This window comes from Psychrosphaera sp. F3M07 (assembly GCF_018860345.1).
Classification (GTDB): domain Bacteria; phylum Pseudomonadota; class Gammaproteobacteria; order Enterobacterales; family Alteromonadaceae; genus Psychrosphaera; species Psychrosphaera aquimarina.
Window position 1 is genome coordinate 237,173 of the sequence record NZ_JAHKPJ010000004.1, and the last position, 18,284, is coordinate 255,456.

An 18,284-nucleotide genomic window follows, 5' to 3' on the forward strand; every position below is an offset into this window, starting at 1 on the left:
TTCATATGATTCAAACTTATAATTTTAATCAGCAATACCTTTAAACTAGCTGTTATTAAGCGGCATTTGGTTCTTCAATTTTATCGGCAGTCATAATTACAGAAGAATCTGTGCTACAAAATGTGTACGGATCTACCGAATTAAAAGCAACTCGTGTCGGCTTGTCAGGTGGCGCGTTATTTTTATCTGCGGTAAACTCAGTATTCCAAAATATTAACTTTTGCCCAACAGTGTTGTATCTCCATAAAATAAAAACGAGCATCTCTAATTAACCAATAAGAGTGAGCTTGCAGGTTGATGGGATTACTGTAATAAGTGGATTAAAAAAAATTGGCAGGCAAATACCGATGTTTGCCGTTATGCAATTAACTGAGGAAAGAATAAATGTCCAAACTTACTGATATGTTGAAACCTGGGGTGGTTTTAACAGATGATGTTCAACGTTTATATGATCATGCAAGAGCAAATCAATACGCGTTACCAGCGGTAAACGTGATAGGCACAAACTCCATTAATGCAACTTTGGAAGCGGCTGCTAAAGTAAAGTCGCCAGTGATCATTCAATTATCAAACGGCGGAGCATCATTCTTTGTAGGTAAAGGTGTGGCATTAGAAGGCCAAGACGCTGCAATCGCAGGGGCGGTAGCCGCAGCTAAATACGTTCATGCTGTTGCACATTTATATAATGTACCAGTTATTTTGCATACAGATCACGCAGCTAAAAAGCTCCTTCCATGGATAGATGGTCTTCTAGACGCAGGTGAGCAGCACTATGCCGAAACGGGTAAGCCATTATTTAGTTCTCATATGATTGATTTATCGGAAGAATCATTAGAAGAGAATATTCAAATTTGTGCTGAGTATCTTGCTCGCATGGATAAAATCGGTATGACCTTAGAAATAGAATTGGGTTGCACGGGGGGCGAAGAAGATGGGGTTGATAACTCACATATGGACAGTTCTGAACTATATACACAGCCAGAAGATGTTGCTTATGCCTATGAACAGCTTTCTAAAATAAGCGACAAATTCATTATAGCTGCTTCGTTTGGTAATGTTCATGGTGTATATAAACCAGGTAATGTTGTACTTACGCCTGAAATATTAAAGAACTCACAAGCGTATGTTTCTGAGAAGTTTAACTTACCGCATAACAGTTTGAATTTTGTATTTCATGGCGGATCAGGTTCTGAACCAGAAAAAATTGCCGAGTCATTAACTTACGGCGTGATTAAAATGAACATAGATACTGATACGCAATGGGCCAGTTGGCATGGTGTGTTGGAATATTACAACGATAAACAAGGTTATTTACAGGGGCAAATTGGTAACCCTGACGGTGACGATAAGCCAAATAAAAAATATTACGACCCTCGAGTTTGGTTACGTCATGCTGAAACATCAATGACAACTAGATTAGAGCAATGTTTTGACGAATTAAATTGTCTAAATAGATATAGCTAAGGGATTTTGAATGCAACGATTAGTACCAGTATTAAAAAAAGATAACGTCAGTTTAGAACTGATTATGTTGATCAGAACGATATTAGCGGCATCAAAAGAAATTGCATTTCGTGTAAGTCAGGGGGCTTTGGCTGGAGTATTAGGCTCAACCTTAGACGAAAATATTCAAGGTGAAGTGCAAAAGAAATTAGATGTGTTATCTAATCAGTTATTAAAAGACATGTTACTTGGCGATGATACTGTTCGTGCGATTGCTTCTGAAGAGGAAGACTTTGTCGTTGCAGGCCATAAAGGTGCGCCTTATATTGTTGCTTTTGACCCATTAGATGGTTCATCTAATGTTGATATTAACGGCCAAATAGGCACTATTTTTACTATTTATGCTGCCAGAGATGATGTTGCTGATGATAGTGAGTTGCAGTTTGCACAACCAGGTAAAGATCAGCTGTGTGCTGGTTATGTGCTTTATGGCGCGTCTACTTTATTAGTGATGACAACTGGTGGGCCTACACGTTGTTTCACGCTGGATTTAACTCATGGTGGTTACTTATTAACTGAAGACGAATTTACTATTCCTAATCAAACCAAAGAGTTCTCAGTTAATATCGCTAATTACCGCCATTGGTCTAAACCTACTCAAACGTATTTTGATGATGTGTTATATGCCTCTGAGAAGTATGCAGGTTCATCAATGCGTTGGAATGCCGCCATGGTTGGGGATATGCACCGTATTATTAGTCGAGGTGGCATATTCTTATACCCAGAAGATGGGCGTCCAGGTAATGAAAATGGAAAAATTCGTTTGTTATATGAAGCGAACCCATTAGCTATGTTGGCAGAAAATGCAGGTGGTAAAGCGACAGCGTCGGGTGAACGAATATTGGATATTCAACCAAGTTCTTTACATCAAAGAGTACCAGTAGCTTTAGGATCGGTTAACCAAGTCGATGAGTTTAATAAAGCAACCTTAAATTAAATCGGCTGCAATACTTTATCTGATAAAAAAACCTAGGCTTGCCTAGGTTTTTTATTGCCTAAAAATATTAAAGTTAAAAGTAAGATTGGTTACTGTCTTGTTTTTTAACGCTCACTTCACCTCATAATGCGCTTAAATCCGATTGAAATTTACGATTCGTTTATTCAATCGAGCATAACCTGACTCTTTTAACGTCAATTTCAGCTACATAATATGTATAGAGATCATCTTTATTGATTTTAGGTATTACAATTTGGTAAACAATTTGTGGTATTTTCACCTAATTAATTGTTGTTACTTATGTCACTAAAAAATAAGGTTATTTTTTAAAAAACCGATTTTTGTATAAAAAAAAAGTATAAGTTAAGTCGATTATTGTTTGAACTACATTGTAAGTTGTATTATAAATGGTCAACCAAATTTAATCGATAATACAAAAATAAAAGAAATTGGTTATATCTTTTGGTCTTATTTTGGTAAGGCCAACAGGTTGGGGTAATAACAATTAGCAACCTATGACTTTTGGAATTACTGAAAGTTGTGTGCTTAGATTAATAGAATAAATCAACAGGGGTTATACAACGTGAAACTAAATAAAATAATATCTGCACTTCGTATGCAGAATTCACTAAATCAAAAATTATATGCATCTTCTTTAGCTGCTATGTTATTAGCTTCACCTACTTATGCTGCTGAAGCAGATAAAAACGCTGCCGATAAAGATGTAGAAGTTATCGAAGTGAAAGGTATTCGAGGTTCATTAGCGAGTGCACTTAATGAAAAACGTGAATCTAATAACTTAATTGAAGTTATTGAATCTGAAGATATTGGTAAGTTACCGGATCAAAACCTTGCTGAAGTATTAGAAAACTTAACGGGTGTACAAATTACACGTACTGCAGGTGTTGGTACTGGAGTACAAATACGCGGTAGTAACTCAAATATCGTACAAATTAATGGTATGCAGACGGTTGGTACAGGCTCTGGCCGTACAGGTATGAAGTTTGAAGATTTATCTGCATCTATCATTGCTGGCGTAGAAGTTATCAAATCGCCTCAAGCTAAACACACTGAAGGTTCAGTTGGTGGTACCGTTAATCTTAAAACAATCCGCCCACTTGCTTTAGGTGAAACTCTAGCAACGATAAGAGTTCAAGGTGAAGATAGTAGTTTAACTGAAGACGGTGTTATGCCAAGACTTTCAGGTGCTTGGGGTGATAACTGGGAGACTAGTTCTGGTAGATTCGGTGTTGTTGCAAGTGGTAGTTACTCATTACAAGAAGCCACTTCATTTCGTCCACGTGTTGACCGTGATGCATTAGTGGAAAATAAAAATGCCAATGTTATTCGTTATAACAGCGATGGCGTGGCGTCTACAGAAGATCAAGCAACTAAACGTCCAGCAGCACAAGATTTTGATTATTTAGGCATTCAATTCTTAAATCAAGAGTTAGAAAACTTTGAATACGAGACTACTAACTTTGCAGGTACGCTAGAATTTGCTCCAAATGCAGACATGAAGTTTTTCATAGACACAGTATTAACGAAACAAGAAGTGCGTCAGGAAAGTACACGTGTTCAAATTTCAGGCGTATCCGACTTACTAAATACATCGGTACCAGATGAATTTGAAACTGTAGATTACGGTTCATTAGGGGGGCAAGATCTTGGTCAAATACAAGCGGCCGTTAAAGGCAGCTTAGGTATCAATGGTGAAGATCCTAACTTACGTTTTAACAGTGATAATGCGGCTCGTAAAACAGACACTACCTTGATCCGTCTTGGCGGTGAATGGCAAGTAACTAATGACTTGTTTGTTAGTGCTGAGTTCTCAAGTGCAACATCTAAAACTAAAACACCTAAATTAGACTCACAGTTGAACTTCATCAACCCTAACGCTAATACTCCGGTAACTAGCCTAGATGCTGACGGTAACTACACAAGTAGTTCAAAGAACGATAACGCCGTTCCTACTTTATATGACTTAACCGGTGGAGCATTAACTTTCGGTATCGACTTTGATTCTATGTATGCCCCAACTATTGCTGACCTTCAAAATGGTGATAACGTCGTGTTAGACCAAGTTGATTACAGCTTAGGTAATGTAGATAACTCTGATACTGCTTTCCGTGTTGATGCGAATTACTTCCTAGACTCAGTTATAACATCTGTTGATGTAGGTTTCCGTTATAACAAAGCTAGCCACGAATCAGTATCAACATCTGATCGTATTGGTGGCTTTAGTTCAATGAAAGATAGCCCAGGTGGTGATTTATTCTCCGAACTATTAGTTGCGGGTCCAAGTAACTTTGGTGATGCTGATGGTCGTGAATTAGCAATCCGTAATTTTGTAATCATCAATCCAGATTTGGCTTACAATAACCCACAAGCGGTTATTGATACGCTTCACGGTGCTATGGATGCACATAGAGCTGATATGGAAGCGTTAGGTATTAGCTTCGATAGCCCAGTTGACTACTTACAAACAGAACCTTCACAGTCTGATGCGTTTAAAGTTGAAGAAACAACTACAGCATTATATGCACAAGCTAATTTTGAATGGGAAATGATCCGTGGTAATGCTGGGGTTCGTTATATTACATCTGAAGTTACTTCAGAAGGTGCAACTGAGCTAAATGGCGAATTTACAACAGTTAAATACGAAGGTGACTATAATTACGTTCTACCTCGTGTAAATATTGTTGCTGATGTATTGGATGATGTTGTTGTTCGTTTCGGTTGGGGACAAGATATAAAACGCCCATCATTTAGTAACCTTAATACCAATGCAAAATTTAGCCCTACTGAGAATGCTTCGGTAACAATTGGTAACCCTGGATTAGAACCAGAAGAAGTAACGAGTTTAGACCTTTCTGCTGAATGGTACTTTGCTGAAGCTGCGGTAGTTAGCTTAGGTTACTTTAGTAAAGATATTACTAATTTACATGTTGCAGGTTTAAACAGCGCGGCTCAATTAGCTAATAATGGTCGTGAAACAGATCCAAACTGTCCTGGCGGTGGTGTATTTAACCCGATTGCAGAACCAAATATCTTCAATGCAGGTGGCAGTGTAGGTATGTGTGTTGATGCGGAAACGTCTGTGAATGATACTGCAACAATCACTCAATCAGGTTTTGAATTAGCATTCCAGTATGACCTATCAGCATTTGAAAGTGATTTAGGTTGGGCATCAGGTTTTGGTATTCAAGCTAACTACACAGTTCAAGATTATGAAGGTGGTTCAGTAGAGAATGAATCAGCTACCCGTGGTACTGATATCTTCAATGCTATCAATGGGATATATGACAGTGCTGAATTTGTTAAAGTGACTGCAGTTCAAGGGTTATTAGACTTCTCTGAAAATGCATATAACTTAACGGCTTACTATGACAAACATGGTTTCTCTGCTCGTTTACGTTACACATGGCGTGAAGCGTTCCGTACAGATGACACAGCAGCGGGTGCTTCTCGTAACTCTACATTAGGTTTCCCTGTTTATACTCATGACAGAGGTCAGTTAAATGCAAGTGTTAGCTATGACGTGAATGAAAAATTAAACTTAGGTATAGAAGCGATTAACTTAACTGAATCTGAGATTACACAATCTTGTGTTAGTGAAGGTGCGCAATTCTGTTTCCAAGGTTTAGCTGACCGTCGTATCACATTTGGTGCACGTTACAAATTCTAAACCAGCATAGAAAAAAGAGTTATCTAAACTCTTAACAACTAAAAATTTGAAAGCCTACTTATATTAAGTAGGCTTTTTTATTTGTTTAGCTTTAGCTGCCCCCTTGAATCTATATCTCATCGCACCTTTTAATAAGCATTTGCAATACTAATAAGCATTTACAATTTTAATGGCTTCCTGATTATCAATTGGCGTTTAGTCTATTAATTTTGGGAGTTGAACTCAGCGCAATAAAAATGGCAAGAATATGGGGTATTCTTTAACGAGTTAACACTATAGGGCTAATAATATGACTCCTTATTTAAGGATATTTAGCTCCTTAAATGGGGATATAAATAGTTCTGTCATTAATTTTGCGTTTTTAGCTTAGTTAACTATTTGATATTTATGAATATAATTGTCGGTATGTTTATTGAATAGTATGCCGTCTTGTTGTTTTAAACTTTAATACTTTTGGATTTAGATAAATGTTGTTTCAAAAAAAGTCGTATCTAAGTTTTATTTTACTCAGTGGGTTTATTGTTACTGGTTGTACAACCAATTCAGCGATTGAAACCCAACCCAATTCACTTCCGGCCCCAGAAAATTGGACTAAAGAAAATATATTAACTCAAAAGGTAAATTCCGAGGTTAATGCTCAGTGGTTAGATAAATTAATTACACCAACATTAAAACAAAATATAGAAATTGCATTACAGAATAACCGTGCATTGAAGCAGCAGAAGTTAGCTGTTGAAATAGCAGAGCAAAGCTTGTTGGTTAGTGGCGCAACTTTGTGGCCGTCACTTGATTTAAATCTGTCGGCATCTGAACGGGATTACGGAACCGCGGTATCAAGCAGTGAATTATCTCTTTCGTTGAAATATGAATTTGATCTGTGGGGCAAATTAAGCGCATCTGAGCGCCAAGCAAATTTAAATTATGCTGCTTTGTTAGCTAAGTATGAACAGCAAAAGCGAGCGTTAGTATCTGACGTTATCTTAAATTGGTATTTAGTGGTTGAGCAGAATCAACAGTTAACCCTGTCACAAGAAAGATTAAACAGCATTACTCAGAACTTAGCCATTATTGAGTCAGGTTATGACAGCGGTTTAAATACGTCATTAGATGTGTATTTATCACGTAACGAAGTAGCTAGTGAACGTTCAAATGTGGCAAGTCAAAAAACGGCATTACAAGCTGCTATCAGAAAGTTAGAGTTGTTATTAGGTCAATACCCTAAAGCAGCACTACAAACTAATGTGCAAGAAATTCCAGAGTTAACCAGTAATATTGCAGTAGGACTTCCTGCCGATACGGTAGCGAATAACCCCGAGTTGCAGTATATGTGGAACAGCTTATTAGCCAAAGACGCTGGATTAGCTTATGCCCATAAACAACGATTTCCAAGTTTTAGTTTAACGGCGAGTGCAGGTGGTTCAAGTGAAGAACTTGCTGACTTATTATCATCCGATCTTGGTTGGTCTTTAGTTGGTAATATTACTGCTCCAATATTTAATGCTGGCCGATTAGCGGCTAATGAAGAGAAAGCTAGATTAGAAACTAAACAATCTGAACAAGCGTATTTAGAAACACTATTTAATACATTTTCAAGTATAGAAAATGGATTGACTGAATCCTCTAATTTAAAACTGAGTTACGACGCCAATATTGATGCGTCGAACAATGCTCAATTAGCGCAAGATGTGTCGTTTGAACAATATTTAAAAGGTTTAGTTAGTTATACCACGGTATTAGATGCTCAAAATCGAGCCTTTAGTGCACAAAGTACAGTGATTAAACTTAAATATGAAATGCTTAATACCCGCTTACAATTATTCACTGCGCTTGGCGGTGATTTTAGTTCAATTTTATCTAAGGACGTGAAGTAATTATGTCTCTATCTATTGCAAAATTTAAAAAATACGCATTACCTGCTGCCATCTTAATTGGTGGAATTGTTATTTCTCAGTTGATTATATCTAATCCTCCACAAGCCAATCGTCAAAAAGCCTCTAAGGCGCCGCAAATGACGGTGGAAGTACAAACATTAACTCCACAATTATACCAAGTGAAGCTAAGCAGCTTTGGTACAATTAGACCTAGAACTGAAAGTGTATTAGTGGCGCAAGCATCTGGACAAATAAACTATATAAGTGACAGTTTTAGAGATGGTGGTTTTTTTGAACAAGGTGATGTTTTACTTAAGCTAGATGACAGGGATCATCAAGCCGACGTTAAAATCGCTCAAGCTAATTTATTAGATATAAAACAACAGTTAGCAGAAGAACAAGCTCGTGCCGATCAAGCATTAACCGATTGGAAACGTTTGGGTAAACAAGGACAGCCTAACGCTTTAGTATTAAGAGAGCCTCAACTTGCGGCGGCAAAAGCCAAATTACTCTCCGCACAAGCACAATTAGATAAAGCTAAATTAACGTTAGAGCGTACGACAATTGTAGCGCCATACGCAGGACGAATCTTGAATAAAAATGTCGACTTAGGCCAAGTTATTTCAATGAATAGTCAGTTAGCTAACATTTATGCGGTTGATTATGTAGAAGTAAGATTGCCATTAAAAAATCAAGATCTTGAATTAATTGATTTACCTGAAGAGTATCGGAACCAACAAGTTGATAGTGAATCCGCATTAGTTGTTTTTGAATCAGAGTTAAGTAGACAGCATAAGTGGCAAGGTAGTTTAGTAAGAACCGAAGGGGCTATCGATAGTGATTCTCAACAACTTTATGTGGTCGCACAAATTGAAGACCCTTATGCACTAACTAAAGCAAATGATTTTCCAATTAAAATTGGCCAATACGTGAGTGCTAAAGTGACAGGCAAACTATTATCTGACGTTTTAGTTATTCCAAACAAAGCTATTTACCAAGGTAGTTATGTTTATATCGTAGAAGAAGGGGTACTTAAACGTCGCGAAGTCACCTTGTTGTGGAAAAACGAAACGGACGCAATCATTAAGTCAGGTTTAAATGAAAATGAACAATTAGTCGTTACCTCTTTAGGTCAAGTAAGTTCAGGTACAAGAGTGTCAATTGCAGGGGCTGAAAGTAAGGGCGATAACACAAAGGAAAAAGCCAACTCAAAACCGAACAAAGCGCGTAGTTTGTCGGACTTACCAAAAGATAGACAAGAAAAGATCAAACAAATGGCCGAGAAAGAAGGGATTTCACCAGAAAAAATGTTTGAAAACATGCAAGCGAAACGTAAACAACGTACAGCTAATGGAGACTGATCATGATTGCTTGGTTTACTAAAAATCACGTAGCAGCAAACTTACTGCTCCTAACTATTTTAATGGCAGGGTTATTTTCTCTATCTAACCGAATTCCACTTGAGGTTTTTCCGTCGTTTGAATCTGATGTCGTATCCGTACAAGTGAGTTTACGCGGCGCGACACCTGAAGATGTTGAACAAGGTGTGGCCATTAGAGTGGAAGAAGCCGTACAAGACTTAGAAGGGATTGAGCGTATAACTAGTCGTTCTTCTGAAGGCAGTGCTTCAATTAGTATTGAGATTGACTCTGGTTACGAGCCAAGAGATATGTTGGCGGATATAAAAAGCCGTGTCGACGCTATTAATACGTTTCCAGCCGACGCAGAAAAACCGGTAGTGGGTTTAAATCAACGTAAAAGAGACGTGGTTACCGTAACGGTTGCTGGTGATTACAGCGAAGCCGAAATACGTGAATTTGCCGAACGTATTCGAGATGACATGTTACGAATACCAGGCCTTACTCAATTAGAGTTAGATGGTGTGCGTAATTATGAAATTGCGATTGAAGTGAATCAGGACAAATTACGCCAGTACGACTTAACATTAAGCCAAGTGTCTAAAGCAGTGGGTAGCAGTTCGTTAGATATTTCTGCAGGTAACTTACGTACTTTAGGTGGTGACATTTTATTACGTTCAAAAGGTCAGGCATACAATAAAGAGCAGTTTTCAAGTATTGTTGTTAAGAATAATCCAGACGGCAGTATCCTGCGTTTAGAAGATATTGCAGTGATCAATGACGGTTTTGAAGAATACCCAATTCGTACTCGCTTTAACGGTAAACAAGCTGCTTTTATTAAGGTGTATCGTATTGGTCAACAAAGTGCGATTGATGTTGCTGACAAAGTAAAACAATACATAATTGATCAACAAGGTAACCTTCCACAAGGTTACGAATTAAGTTACTGGGATGACGACTCACAAATTGTTAAAAATCGTTTAGCAACATTAACCTCAAGTGCATTACAAGGTGGTTTGTTAGTGCTGTTGTTATTAACGTTATTCTTACGTCCTGCCATCGCATTTTGGGTATTTATCGGTATTCCTATTTCCTTTATGGGGGCATTTATTGTTATGCCTTTTTTTGGTATTACTCTAAATGTAATGAGTTTATTTGGCTTTATATTAGTCCTAGGGATCGTGGTGGACGACGCCATTGTCACCGGGGAGAATGTCTATACCCATATGCGGCATAGTAAATCTAGTGAAGAAGCTGCAATCAAAGGTACTCAAGAAGTAGCTACCCCAGTTACGTTTGGTGTTTTAACAACCGTTGTTGCTTTTATGCCATTGGCATTTATTGAAGGTAATCGCGGTGCTTTGTTTGCACAATTACCTGTCGTTATTATTCCGGTGTTATTGTTTTCATTAATTGAATCTAAGTTTGTATTACCTGCTCATTTAAAATTTATTAAATATCGCGATGAATCTAAACTCACTGGATTTTCTAAATTCCAACAGAATTTTGCGAACGGGTTTGAGCGTTCAATTATTAAATACTACCAACCTATATTAAATAAAGCCTTACGGAATAAAGGAACGACTGTCGCTATGTTTGTCAGTGCGTTTGTTCTAGTAGTAAGTTTGATTATGTCTGGTTGGACTAAGTTTATCTTCTTCCCTCGTATTCCAAGTGAAACGGTCAGCATGAATTTATCTATGCCGACGGGTACGCCATTTGAAGTGACAGATAGGTTTATCAGAAAAATATCTGATTCGGCTTATGATCTTCAACAAAAGTATGTAGACGAAGATGGGCAATCAGTGATCTTAAATGTATTAGCTATCACTGGTGGTCGAGGTGGTACAACAAATCAAGGACGTGTGCGTTTTGAAATTATACCTCCAGAGAAACGTGAATCGACTATTACATCTCGTCAATTGTTAGCGGAGTGGCGAGGATTGATTGGAACGGTTCCAGGTGCAGAAACCTTAACCTTTAGGGCTGAAATTGGTCGTTCATCTGATCCGATAGACGTGCAATTATCAGCAACCTCTATCCAAGTTTTACAGGAAGTAGCTGAAAAAGTGAAAGCTAGATTAGCAACCTATCCAACGGTGTTTGAAATTGCCGATAGTATGTCTGATGGTAAACAAGAGTTACAAATAGAGCTCACCAAACAAGGAAAAGCACTAGGGTTGACCCGTAATGAAATATCACAACAAGTAAGAAGTGCATATTTTGGTTCGCAAGTGCAGCGCATACAGCGTGGACGTGATGATGTACGCGTGATGGTTAGGTTGCCTCTGGAAGAACGCAGAGCTATTTCAAACTTAGAACATATATTAATTAATTTACCAAGTGGTGGCGAAGTACCGCTATCTCATGTTGCCCAATTACTACCGGGACAAAGTCCGTCGACTATTAGTCGAATTGACCGATACCGAGTATTAAATGTTACGGCAGATGTTGATAAAACCAAAACTAATATGACAGTGTTAAATGCTGACTTAAAAGTGTTTTTAGATGACCTTGTGGCGAAATACCCGGGTGTCAGTTATGAGTTAGAAGGTGAAGCAAAAGAACAGAGAGAGTCTTTTGGCTCGTTAGCTTGGGGATTATTAATCGTTTTCTTTGCTATTTATTGTTTGTTAGCTATTCCGTTTAAGTCTTATTGGCAACCTGTTGCAGTAATGAGCGTGATCCCATTTGGTATCTTAGGCGCGGTTATTGGCCACTGGATTATGGGAATGGACTTAACCATCATGAGTTTATTGGGAATGTTAGCCTTAGTTGGTGTCGTCGTTAATGACTCATTGGTGCTGGTGGATTACGTTAATAAAAAACGTAATGAAGGTATGGCGTTATTAGATGCAGTTTCAACGGCCGGTGCAGCTCGTTTTAGGCCGGTATTATTAACCAGCTTAACTACCTTTATCGGTTTATTGCCTTTGTTGTTTGAACAGTCAACACAAGCTCAGTTCCTAATCCCAATGGGGGTATCTTTAGGTTTTGGTATTTTGTTTGCGACCTTTATTACATTAATACTGGTACCAGTGAACTATATGCTTTTGGATAAAGTAATTGCATATAAACCAACTACTTAAAGTTACGTTTATCATTGAAATAAAAAAGGTCACATTAAATATAATGTGACCTTTTTTTATCTAATGACCTAAACCTGTAATGTGTTATCCGTGTTGTTCTAGGTTATTTACCACACCTGACATTTCGACTAAATGTTTCCCAACAAGAAACTCGATGCTTTTTTTGACCCAAGGCGTTGAAACATTTTTACAACTCAATTTGATATTAAACCAAAGCATAACTAAAAATAGTAGGGCTGATGTGACTATATATATAGTGATTATGTTTTCACTTAGTTGGCTATAAAAGTCAAAACCAAACAACAGATCAAAACCTAAAAACACATACGCTAAATAAAATGGTGCTGACATTAGTACTAATTTAGTAAATTGCAGTTCGTGAGAAACAATAGTCAAAATCTGCGTTTGTAATTTTTTAATTGGAGCACTGTAGTCTAACTGAAAAATTAAGACGATTTGACCGATGCTACCAATCAGGCCAATAATCGCAAATATATTCAGAATCAAGGCTGAGATCGTTGGAGCCGTGAAGATCAAATTATGCTCTATGTTTGAGCCGATATAATACCATAATGACAATATAATGATTGTGAAAATAAGCGCTTCAAAAAGGCGAAAGGCAATTAACCGACGAAACTTGTTTTTATGTTGGCTTGTATCCACATCCGATAATTCTTGTTGGTTAATTTCAACAGATTCTTCAATCGCTCTGTCTTGTTGTTCCCACGTGTTTTTCAATTCATTAATATTCATGTTAAGACGCCTGTTGCATAAATTGTTGTTTTAAAGTTTCTTTAATACGACCGATTCGAGTTGCTACATTGGATTTACTGAGACCTAAACTGTCCGCTATATCGTTATGGCTTTGGTTTTCCAAATACAGCAACATGATTGCTCGGTTCAGTCTGTCCAATTGGTTAATGAAAAAATAAAGCTGCTTGATATCTTCATTTTTTGAATTATCGTCCTTCATATCGACAATGTTAAAAATACAATTTTCTTCCATGGATACATTGTCGTGATGTTTTTTATCTTTACGATAATATGAAATAGCGACATTCAACGCGACACGATACATCCAAGTGGAAAACTTATATTCTGCATCGTATTTATCAAATGACAGCCAAACTCTTGTAATTATCTCCTGTGCTAAATCTTGTTTATCTAGTTTGTGAGCACAATACGAATTCACTACTTTATACACTATGCCTTTGTGCTGATTTATCAGTTCAGAAAATTGACTTTTTTTCGATATATTCATTTACGTTATTACCCTGAAAATCCAATTTTTTAATGTGTCAAAGTTCATATATCCCTCATGTTTATCATTAATCTACTTAGTTATTCGCAGCGGGTTCAAAAAAATCACAAAAAATAATTATTTATTTTTGTTCAGTGTTTAATCTTAATTATTTAATTGCTCATTAATTGGTTTTTAAATGTGTGGTAATTAGGCAAGCATAGGCCTTTGCCGGATTTTAACTATCAAATTAGCGCCATTTTTCGTATAATGCAGGCCTTTCACTGAATACCAATTATACTGATTGGTTATCATCCACAGATCAGAGCATAAGTCTTTCATGAGAAAATTGTTAACGTCCCCTGTAAAAATGGCATTGTCAGATGCTGAAAACACTATTTATCAAAACATTTTGGAATATGCTACTGAACTTAGTTTAAACCTAATGGCCGTGAAGGTGACGAATCACCCAGATGACTTTTTAAATTGGAGTGCTGAGTTACTCAGGATCACTAATCAAGATTTAAATCAGGATTTGATGGACCCGCCACAGTTTGTACCATTGAAAAAAATGCAAGAGCTATTGGTTAAAGCCATTAGCCTTTCTCAATTTAAAATGACTAAAATTGCTCCTTGGGTCATCTTCTACGATTTTATAAATGCACAAGCGGTACCGCAAGCATTGGAAGAAAGATTAAGATTGTTAGATTACATTGATACATTACGTGCTACTCCTATCGCGCAAATGAGTGAGTTAGATCGTTTAGCATTTGTAGGTAAACACACAAATCAACATGACTTTAATATCTATGACTTCGATTGTGAATGGTTTGCTTCGACTAAAGCTGCCAAAGTATTCCACACGTTATTAGAAGCGCAACCTCAAGAATTTGATGCTGCTTTGGCACATATTCCATTAGAAGGTGAAGTGACTCATAAACAATATCAAGCCTTTGTTGATCATTATTCATCGTTATTTACAGCCTTTACTGAGAAAAAAGCAACGGGTGAAAAAGCACCTTTAGCTGCAGCCACTCGTTTATTAGCGATGCGTCGTCCTGATCAATTTGTTGCATTAACCAATGCGAAAATTGATGTGATCTGCCAAGGTCTATCTATTCCTAAGTTTAATAACTTTAGTTTTGACGGCTACTGGAATGAACTTGTAACGACGATGAGAACCTGTGCTTGGTGGCGTAAGATGCAACCTGAAGATGAAGCAGAGCAAAAAATATGGCGTAATCGCGCTATCCTTATGGATTTATTTTTGTTTGCTGAAGACGGTTTAGCTGAGCAATCTAATTATGTTCGTTTACGTGATAAGCCAATTTCAGCCACCAGAGCTAAATCTGGCACAACGACACGACGTACTAAAGAAACGGCAGAAATGATCGTTGATAAACGTTTAGCGTCAGACGATATGCCAGCTTATATGCAGAAGAAACGTAATGCGTTAGTAAGTGAAGTGAAGTTAGGTAAGAATATTGATCAAGTTATTTCGCTAATGCGTAAGATTTTTGGTTAATATTTAATACACAAAATTAAGGGCTGTTGTTACAGCCCTTTTTTGATCTTGGAAAGCGATTAAACCTGACCTTGTTATTTGAATGAATAATACAAAATACGTTTTACTACCGAACTATACTGCTTGAAAAAACTGCCAGTATTATAAGCAATGCCATGTTTATCTAATACAGCTTGTACTTTTGGCGCCACTTCTTGATAACGAGAAGAGGGCATGTCTGGAAATAAATGATGTTCTATCTGGCAACTCAAATGACCTGTTAGAATGTGAAACCAATTACTCCCCTTGATGTTAGATGAGCCTAAAACTTGTCGGTAATACCATTGACCTTGGCTTTCATTTTCGCAATCTTCTTGTTTGAACGTTTCGGTTTCTTCCGTGAAGTGTCCACAGAAAATAATCGTGGATGTCCATAAATTGCGAATTAAATTTGCCAATAAGTTACCGGTGAATACCCATAGGAATAATGGTCCAGCTAGTAGCGGGAATATCAGATAATCTTTAATTAACTGACGAGCACCTTTACTGAAAAACCGTTTTTTTAATGTAGAGTGTGACACAAGACCTTTGCGGTTTTCTTTTTTCTTCCCAATAAAAACACGTTCAGCGGCTAACTCGTGATACGACACCCCCCATTGAAATAACACGCTTAAGTTAATGTATGTAAAAAATTGCCATACATTTTTAAAGCGCCATTTAAAGTCATCACTCAAACGCAACAAACCATATCCAAAGTCTCTGTCTTTACCAATAATATTGGTATAAGTATGGTGCTCAAAATTATGAACTCGATGCCAACTCTGACCGTCACAGGCAATATCCCACTCGTATTGTTGAGAGTTTAATTGTTTGTCATTCATCCAATCATATTGACCGTGCATAACGTTGTGACCAATTTCCATATTGTCGAGGATTTTGGCTAACGCCAATAACAATACACCGGCAACCCATAACAGTGGTTGAATAAAGCCAAGCATAAGTAGTATACGTCCGCCCCATTCACACAGTCTTTGTTTACGAACAATGGAACGAATATGATCGGCATCCTGTTGGCCAACTTTGTTTAGCGTCTCCATTTTTATGGTATCTAAGTCATTGGCTAACGCATCAAAATTAATACGGTTCATAGATGTAACTCCAAATTACTAACAGGCTGGCTTATGCAAAGCTGAATTAATTGTTCTCCGTTGTCGGACAATTCACCGGTTTTTAAATTACGAACCACTCCCGAGGTTTTAATGCATTGGCACTGATGACAAATACCAATGCCACAACCACGCTTAACGGGAAGTTGTTTGGCTTCAAATTGAGGCAGTAGCACATCGTTAGCACTAACTTCATGTGCTTCGCCATTCAATACAGCATAAAAAAATGTGTCAGATTGAGAGTTGGCGTTTGATTGCGGTATAGATAATCCAAATTGTTCTTGGTAATAGCGCAAACCATTAGTATTAGAAAAGTCTTCTATCACTTTCATAAAGGGACTTGGGCCGCAACAGTAAATATCAGGCTTAGGCTCAAGCGTTATCTTGCTGGTGATATCGCTTTCTTGTTCACGGGTTAATAAGAAAAAAGAGAAATTGTTAAACTGCGCAGCGAGCTGATCCAGTTCATCTACACATTGGTGTTCTGATTTTTTTGCATAATATATTAAGGTAAATGTCTGATTAGATGAGGCTGTTAGATGCTCTGTAAGCATTGCTAATATAGGCGTAATACCTGAACCGCCAGCAATAAACATGACTGGGGTATCAAACTTGGCAGAGACATCTAAGCTGTTAAATACAAAATCACCACTAGGCGCTGAAATATTACACCAAACGCCTTGTTTTAACTGGCCATCTATCAAGCCAGTAAAACGCCCTTGTTCATTGGTTTTAATTAATAAACGTAGGGTTCCAAATTTTTCCAAATCTTGTGGACTGGATGCAACCGTAAACACTCTTGTTAATAATCGTCCATTGATTTCAACTGTCAAACTCACGTGTTGCCCTGCCACATGAACAGGCCAGTTATCAGTTGGCTTAATTAGCACGCTTAAGAAACGTCCAGTTAATGCCTTAACACTAACCACTTGAGCTCTAAATTGGCCTGCACGCCAAGCAGGTTTAAATACCTGCATAATTGGCTCAACATAACCTGCAAAGGTTTGATGGTGCAAAAACCACTTTGAGAACTGGTTTAAAGCCTGTGTCATCATCATTAAAAATATCTCTGTTTGTTATAAATACGGGTAACAATTTGAGCTTACAAGTGTACGCTCAGATTTTGAGCGCACAAGTGTACGCTGAAAGTTTTATATTTCAAGTGTTTTAAATGTTTTTGGTTTTAGGGGGGACGTTTTTTTGTTGAGTGTTATTACGATTAAATTATATTTAACTGAACTCTAAGGTTTCACCTGATGGAGTAAGTTATCTGTTCCCATCACATCTTAATTATTTTTATAGTACTAAAAATTAGGTTGTTAAATAAATCATTGAAAATTATATCTATGTGCTTTTTAATAGGAAGCAAGTAGTCGGGGTCAGGTTAAAGTCAGATAAATTTTTATTAAACTTTTCATGAAAAGATTATAAAATGAGCAGTTACTTAAACGAAAGGCTCGTTAATAAGCGTTATAGTTCAAGGAGAGTATTGACATGAAATTAACATCACAAGAAATAGTCACAATTAAATCTGCTATAAAGTCTCGAAATAAAGTTAAATATTTAAACTATTTTTTAATTTGGGCGCATTTTTTGGCCATACTCTCTTTATTTCTAGGGTTGATATCGACTAAAGAACTCACTGTTATAGCCTTTCTGGTAGTATTAATGATGATTATTACTCCGACATATTTAGGATCTCCTAAATATTCAACACTCTTAGATATATTAGAGAAACAAGTTCCTGAAGAACGTAGTTAAATTCCTGCTAAATAAAAATAATTACTCACTTACATTAGTTACTTTTAGTTGTAAACAACTCAACTAAAATACCAAACTAGATCAAACAGAATGAAGGCGTTAAATACCTAAGGGAAGTCTGAGCATTATATTAAAAAAAGCAGTATCAGTAGTATTAAAATGGACAG

General features: G+C 37.1%; 13 protein-coding genes. 8 read left to right on the forward strand and 5 right to left on the reverse strand.

Annotation, left to right across the window (positions count from 1 at the left end; genetic code table 11):
* Positions 1 to 55: 55 nt before the first annotated feature.
* Positions 56 to 262, reverse strand: a complete 207-nt coding sequence (locus KO505_RS02535) for a hypothetical protein (RefSeq protein ID WP_216053867.1) — start codon at positions 260 to 262, stop codon at positions 56 to 58.
* Between the two features lie 122 nt (positions 263 to 384).
* Here KO505_RS02535 and fbaA point away from each other — a divergent pair, with 122 nt between their 5' ends.
* From fbaA to KO505_RS02565, 6 genes are all read left to right on the forward strand, one after another.
* Positions 385 to 1,464 (forward strand): class II fructose-bisphosphate aldolase, encoded by a 1,080-nt coding sequence (fbaA, locus tag KO505_RS02540; protein ID WP_216053868.1) that lies wholly within the window; start codon positions 385 to 387, stop codon positions 1,462 to 1,464.
* A 10-nt stretch (positions 1,465 to 1,474) separates the two neighbouring features.
* Positions 1,475 to 2,440 carry a class 1 fructose-bisphosphatase gene (locus tag KO505_RS02545; RefSeq protein ID WP_216053869.1) on the forward strand — a complete coding sequence of 322 codons (966 nt, stop codon included), beginning with the start codon at positions 1,475 to 1,477 and terminating at the stop codon, positions 2,438 to 2,440.
* A 616-nt stretch (positions 2,441 to 3,056) separates the two neighbouring features.
* Positions 3,057 to 6,128: a TonB-dependent receptor gene (locus tag KO505_RS02550; protein WP_216053899.1), complete on the forward strand. Its 3,072-nt coding sequence runs from the start codon at positions 3,057 to 3,059 to the stop codon at positions 6,126 to 6,128.
* Between the two features lie 467 nt (positions 6,129 to 6,595).
* Entirely contained in the window at positions 6,596 to 7,999 is a 1,404-nt protein-coding gene (locus tag KO505_RS02555) for a TolC family protein (protein ID WP_216053870.1), read from the forward strand.
* 2 nt (positions 8,000 to 8,001) lie between these two features.
* Positions 8,002 to 9,360 (forward strand): efflux RND transporter periplasmic adaptor subunit, encoded by a 1,359-nt coding sequence (locus KO505_RS02560; RefSeq protein ID WP_216053871.1) that lies wholly within the window; start codon positions 8,002 to 8,004, stop codon positions 9,358 to 9,360.
* 2 nt (positions 9,361 to 9,362) lie between these two features.
* Complete coding sequence (locus KO505_RS02565) at positions 9,363 to 12,446, forward strand: efflux RND transporter permease subunit (protein ID WP_216053872.1); 3,084 nt, start codon at positions 9,363 to 9,365, stop codon at positions 12,444 to 12,446.
* A gap of 84 nt (positions 12,447 to 12,530) precedes the next feature.
* Here the strand turns inward: KO505_RS02565 and KO505_RS02570 are convergent, their stop codons facing one another.
* Together KO505_RS02570 and KO505_RS02575 are read right to left on the reverse strand one after the other, a co-directional pair.
* Positions 12,531 to 13,199, reverse strand: a complete 669-nt coding sequence (locus KO505_RS02570) for a hypothetical protein (protein WP_216053873.1) — start codon at positions 13,197 to 13,199, stop codon at positions 12,531 to 12,533.
* 1 nt (position 13,200) lies between these two features.
* Positions 13,201 to 13,707 carry a sigma-70 family RNA polymerase sigma factor gene (locus KO505_RS02575; RefSeq protein ID WP_216053874.1) on the reverse strand — a complete coding sequence of 169 codons (507 nt, stop codon included), beginning with the start codon at positions 13,705 to 13,707 and terminating at the stop codon, positions 13,201 to 13,203.
* Between the two features lie 319 nt (positions 13,708 to 14,026).
* Here KO505_RS02575 and KO505_RS02580 point away from each other — a divergent pair, with 319 nt between their 5' ends.
* Positions 14,027 to 15,211, forward strand: a complete 1,185-nt coding sequence (locus KO505_RS02580; protein WP_216053875.1) for a hypothetical protein — start codon at positions 14,027 to 14,029, stop codon at positions 15,209 to 15,211.
* A 74-nt stretch (positions 15,212 to 15,285) separates the two neighbouring features.
* Here the strand turns inward: KO505_RS02580 and KO505_RS02585 are convergent, their stop codons facing one another.
* Positions 15,286 to 16,338: an acyl-CoA desaturase gene (locus KO505_RS02585; RefSeq protein WP_216053876.1), complete on the reverse strand. Its 1,053-nt coding sequence runs from the start codon at positions 16,336 to 16,338 to the stop codon at positions 15,286 to 15,288.
* Complete coding sequence (locus tag KO505_RS02590) at positions 16,335 to 17,411, reverse strand: flavin reductase family protein (RefSeq protein WP_216053900.1); 1,077 nt, start codon at positions 17,409 to 17,411, stop codon at positions 16,335 to 16,337. Before KO505_RS02590 ends, KO505_RS02585 begins: the two co-directional genes overlap by 4 nt.
* 439 nt (positions 17,412 to 17,850) lie before the next feature.
* Between KO505_RS02590 and KO505_RS02595 the strand changes: the two genes are divergently transcribed.
* Positions 17,851 to 18,117 carry a hypothetical protein gene (locus KO505_RS02595; protein WP_216053877.1) on the forward strand — a complete coding sequence of 89 codons (267 nt, stop codon included), beginning with the start codon at positions 17,851 to 17,853 and terminating at the stop codon, positions 18,115 to 18,117.
* Positions 18,118 to 18,284 lie beyond the last annotated feature (167 nt).

Bases quoted from the DNA above. Each gene is read 5' to 3' on its own strand.
- KO505_RS02595 (WP_216053877.1), top strand. From the start codon at position 17,851: ATGAAATTAACATCACAAGAAATAGTCACAATTAAATCTGCTATAAAG.
- KO505_RS02575 (WP_216053874.1), bottom strand. From the start codon at position 13,707: ATGAATATATCGAAAAAAAGTCAATTTTCTGAACTGATAAATCAGCAC.
- KO505_RS02580 (WP_216053875.1), top strand. From the start codon at position 14,027: ATGAGAAAATTGTTAACGTCCCCTGTAAAAATGGCATTGTCAGATGCT.
- KO505_RS02545 (WP_216053869.1), top strand. From the start codon at position 1,475: ATGCAACGATTAGTACCAGTATTAAAAAAAGATAACGTCAGTTTAGAA.
- KO505_RS02550 (WP_216053899.1), top strand. From the start codon at position 3,057: ATGCAGAATTCACTAAATCAAAAATTATATGCATCTTCTTTAGCTGCT.
- fbaA (WP_216053868.1), top strand. From the start codon at position 385: ATGTCCAAACTTACTGATATGTTGAAACCTGGGGTGGTTTTAACAGAT.
- KO505_RS02535 (WP_216053867.1), bottom strand. From the start codon at position 262: ATGCTCGTTTTTATTTTATGGAGATACAACACTGTTGGGCAAAAGTTA.
- KO505_RS02560 (WP_216053871.1), top strand. From the start codon at position 8,002: ATGTCTCTATCTATTGCAAAATTTAAAAAATACGCATTACCTGCTGCC.
- KO505_RS02570 (WP_216053873.1), bottom strand. From the start codon at position 13,199: ATGAATATTAATGAATTGAAAAACACGTGGGAACAACAAGACAGAGCG.
- KO505_RS02590 (WP_216053900.1), bottom strand. From the start codon at position 17,411: ATGATGACACAGGCTTTAAACCAGTTCTCAAAGTGGTTTTTGCACCAT.
- KO505_RS02585 (WP_216053876.1), bottom strand. From the start codon at position 16,338: ATGAACCGTATTAATTTTGATGCGTTAGCCAATGACTTAGATACCATA.
- KO505_RS02555 (WP_216053870.1), top strand. From the start codon at position 6,596: ATGTTGTTTCAAAAAAAGTCGTATCTAAGTTTTATTTTACTCAGTGGG.
- KO505_RS02565 (WP_216053872.1), top strand. From the start codon at position 9,363: ATGATTGCTTGGTTTACTAAAAATCACGTAGCAGCAAACTTACTGCTC.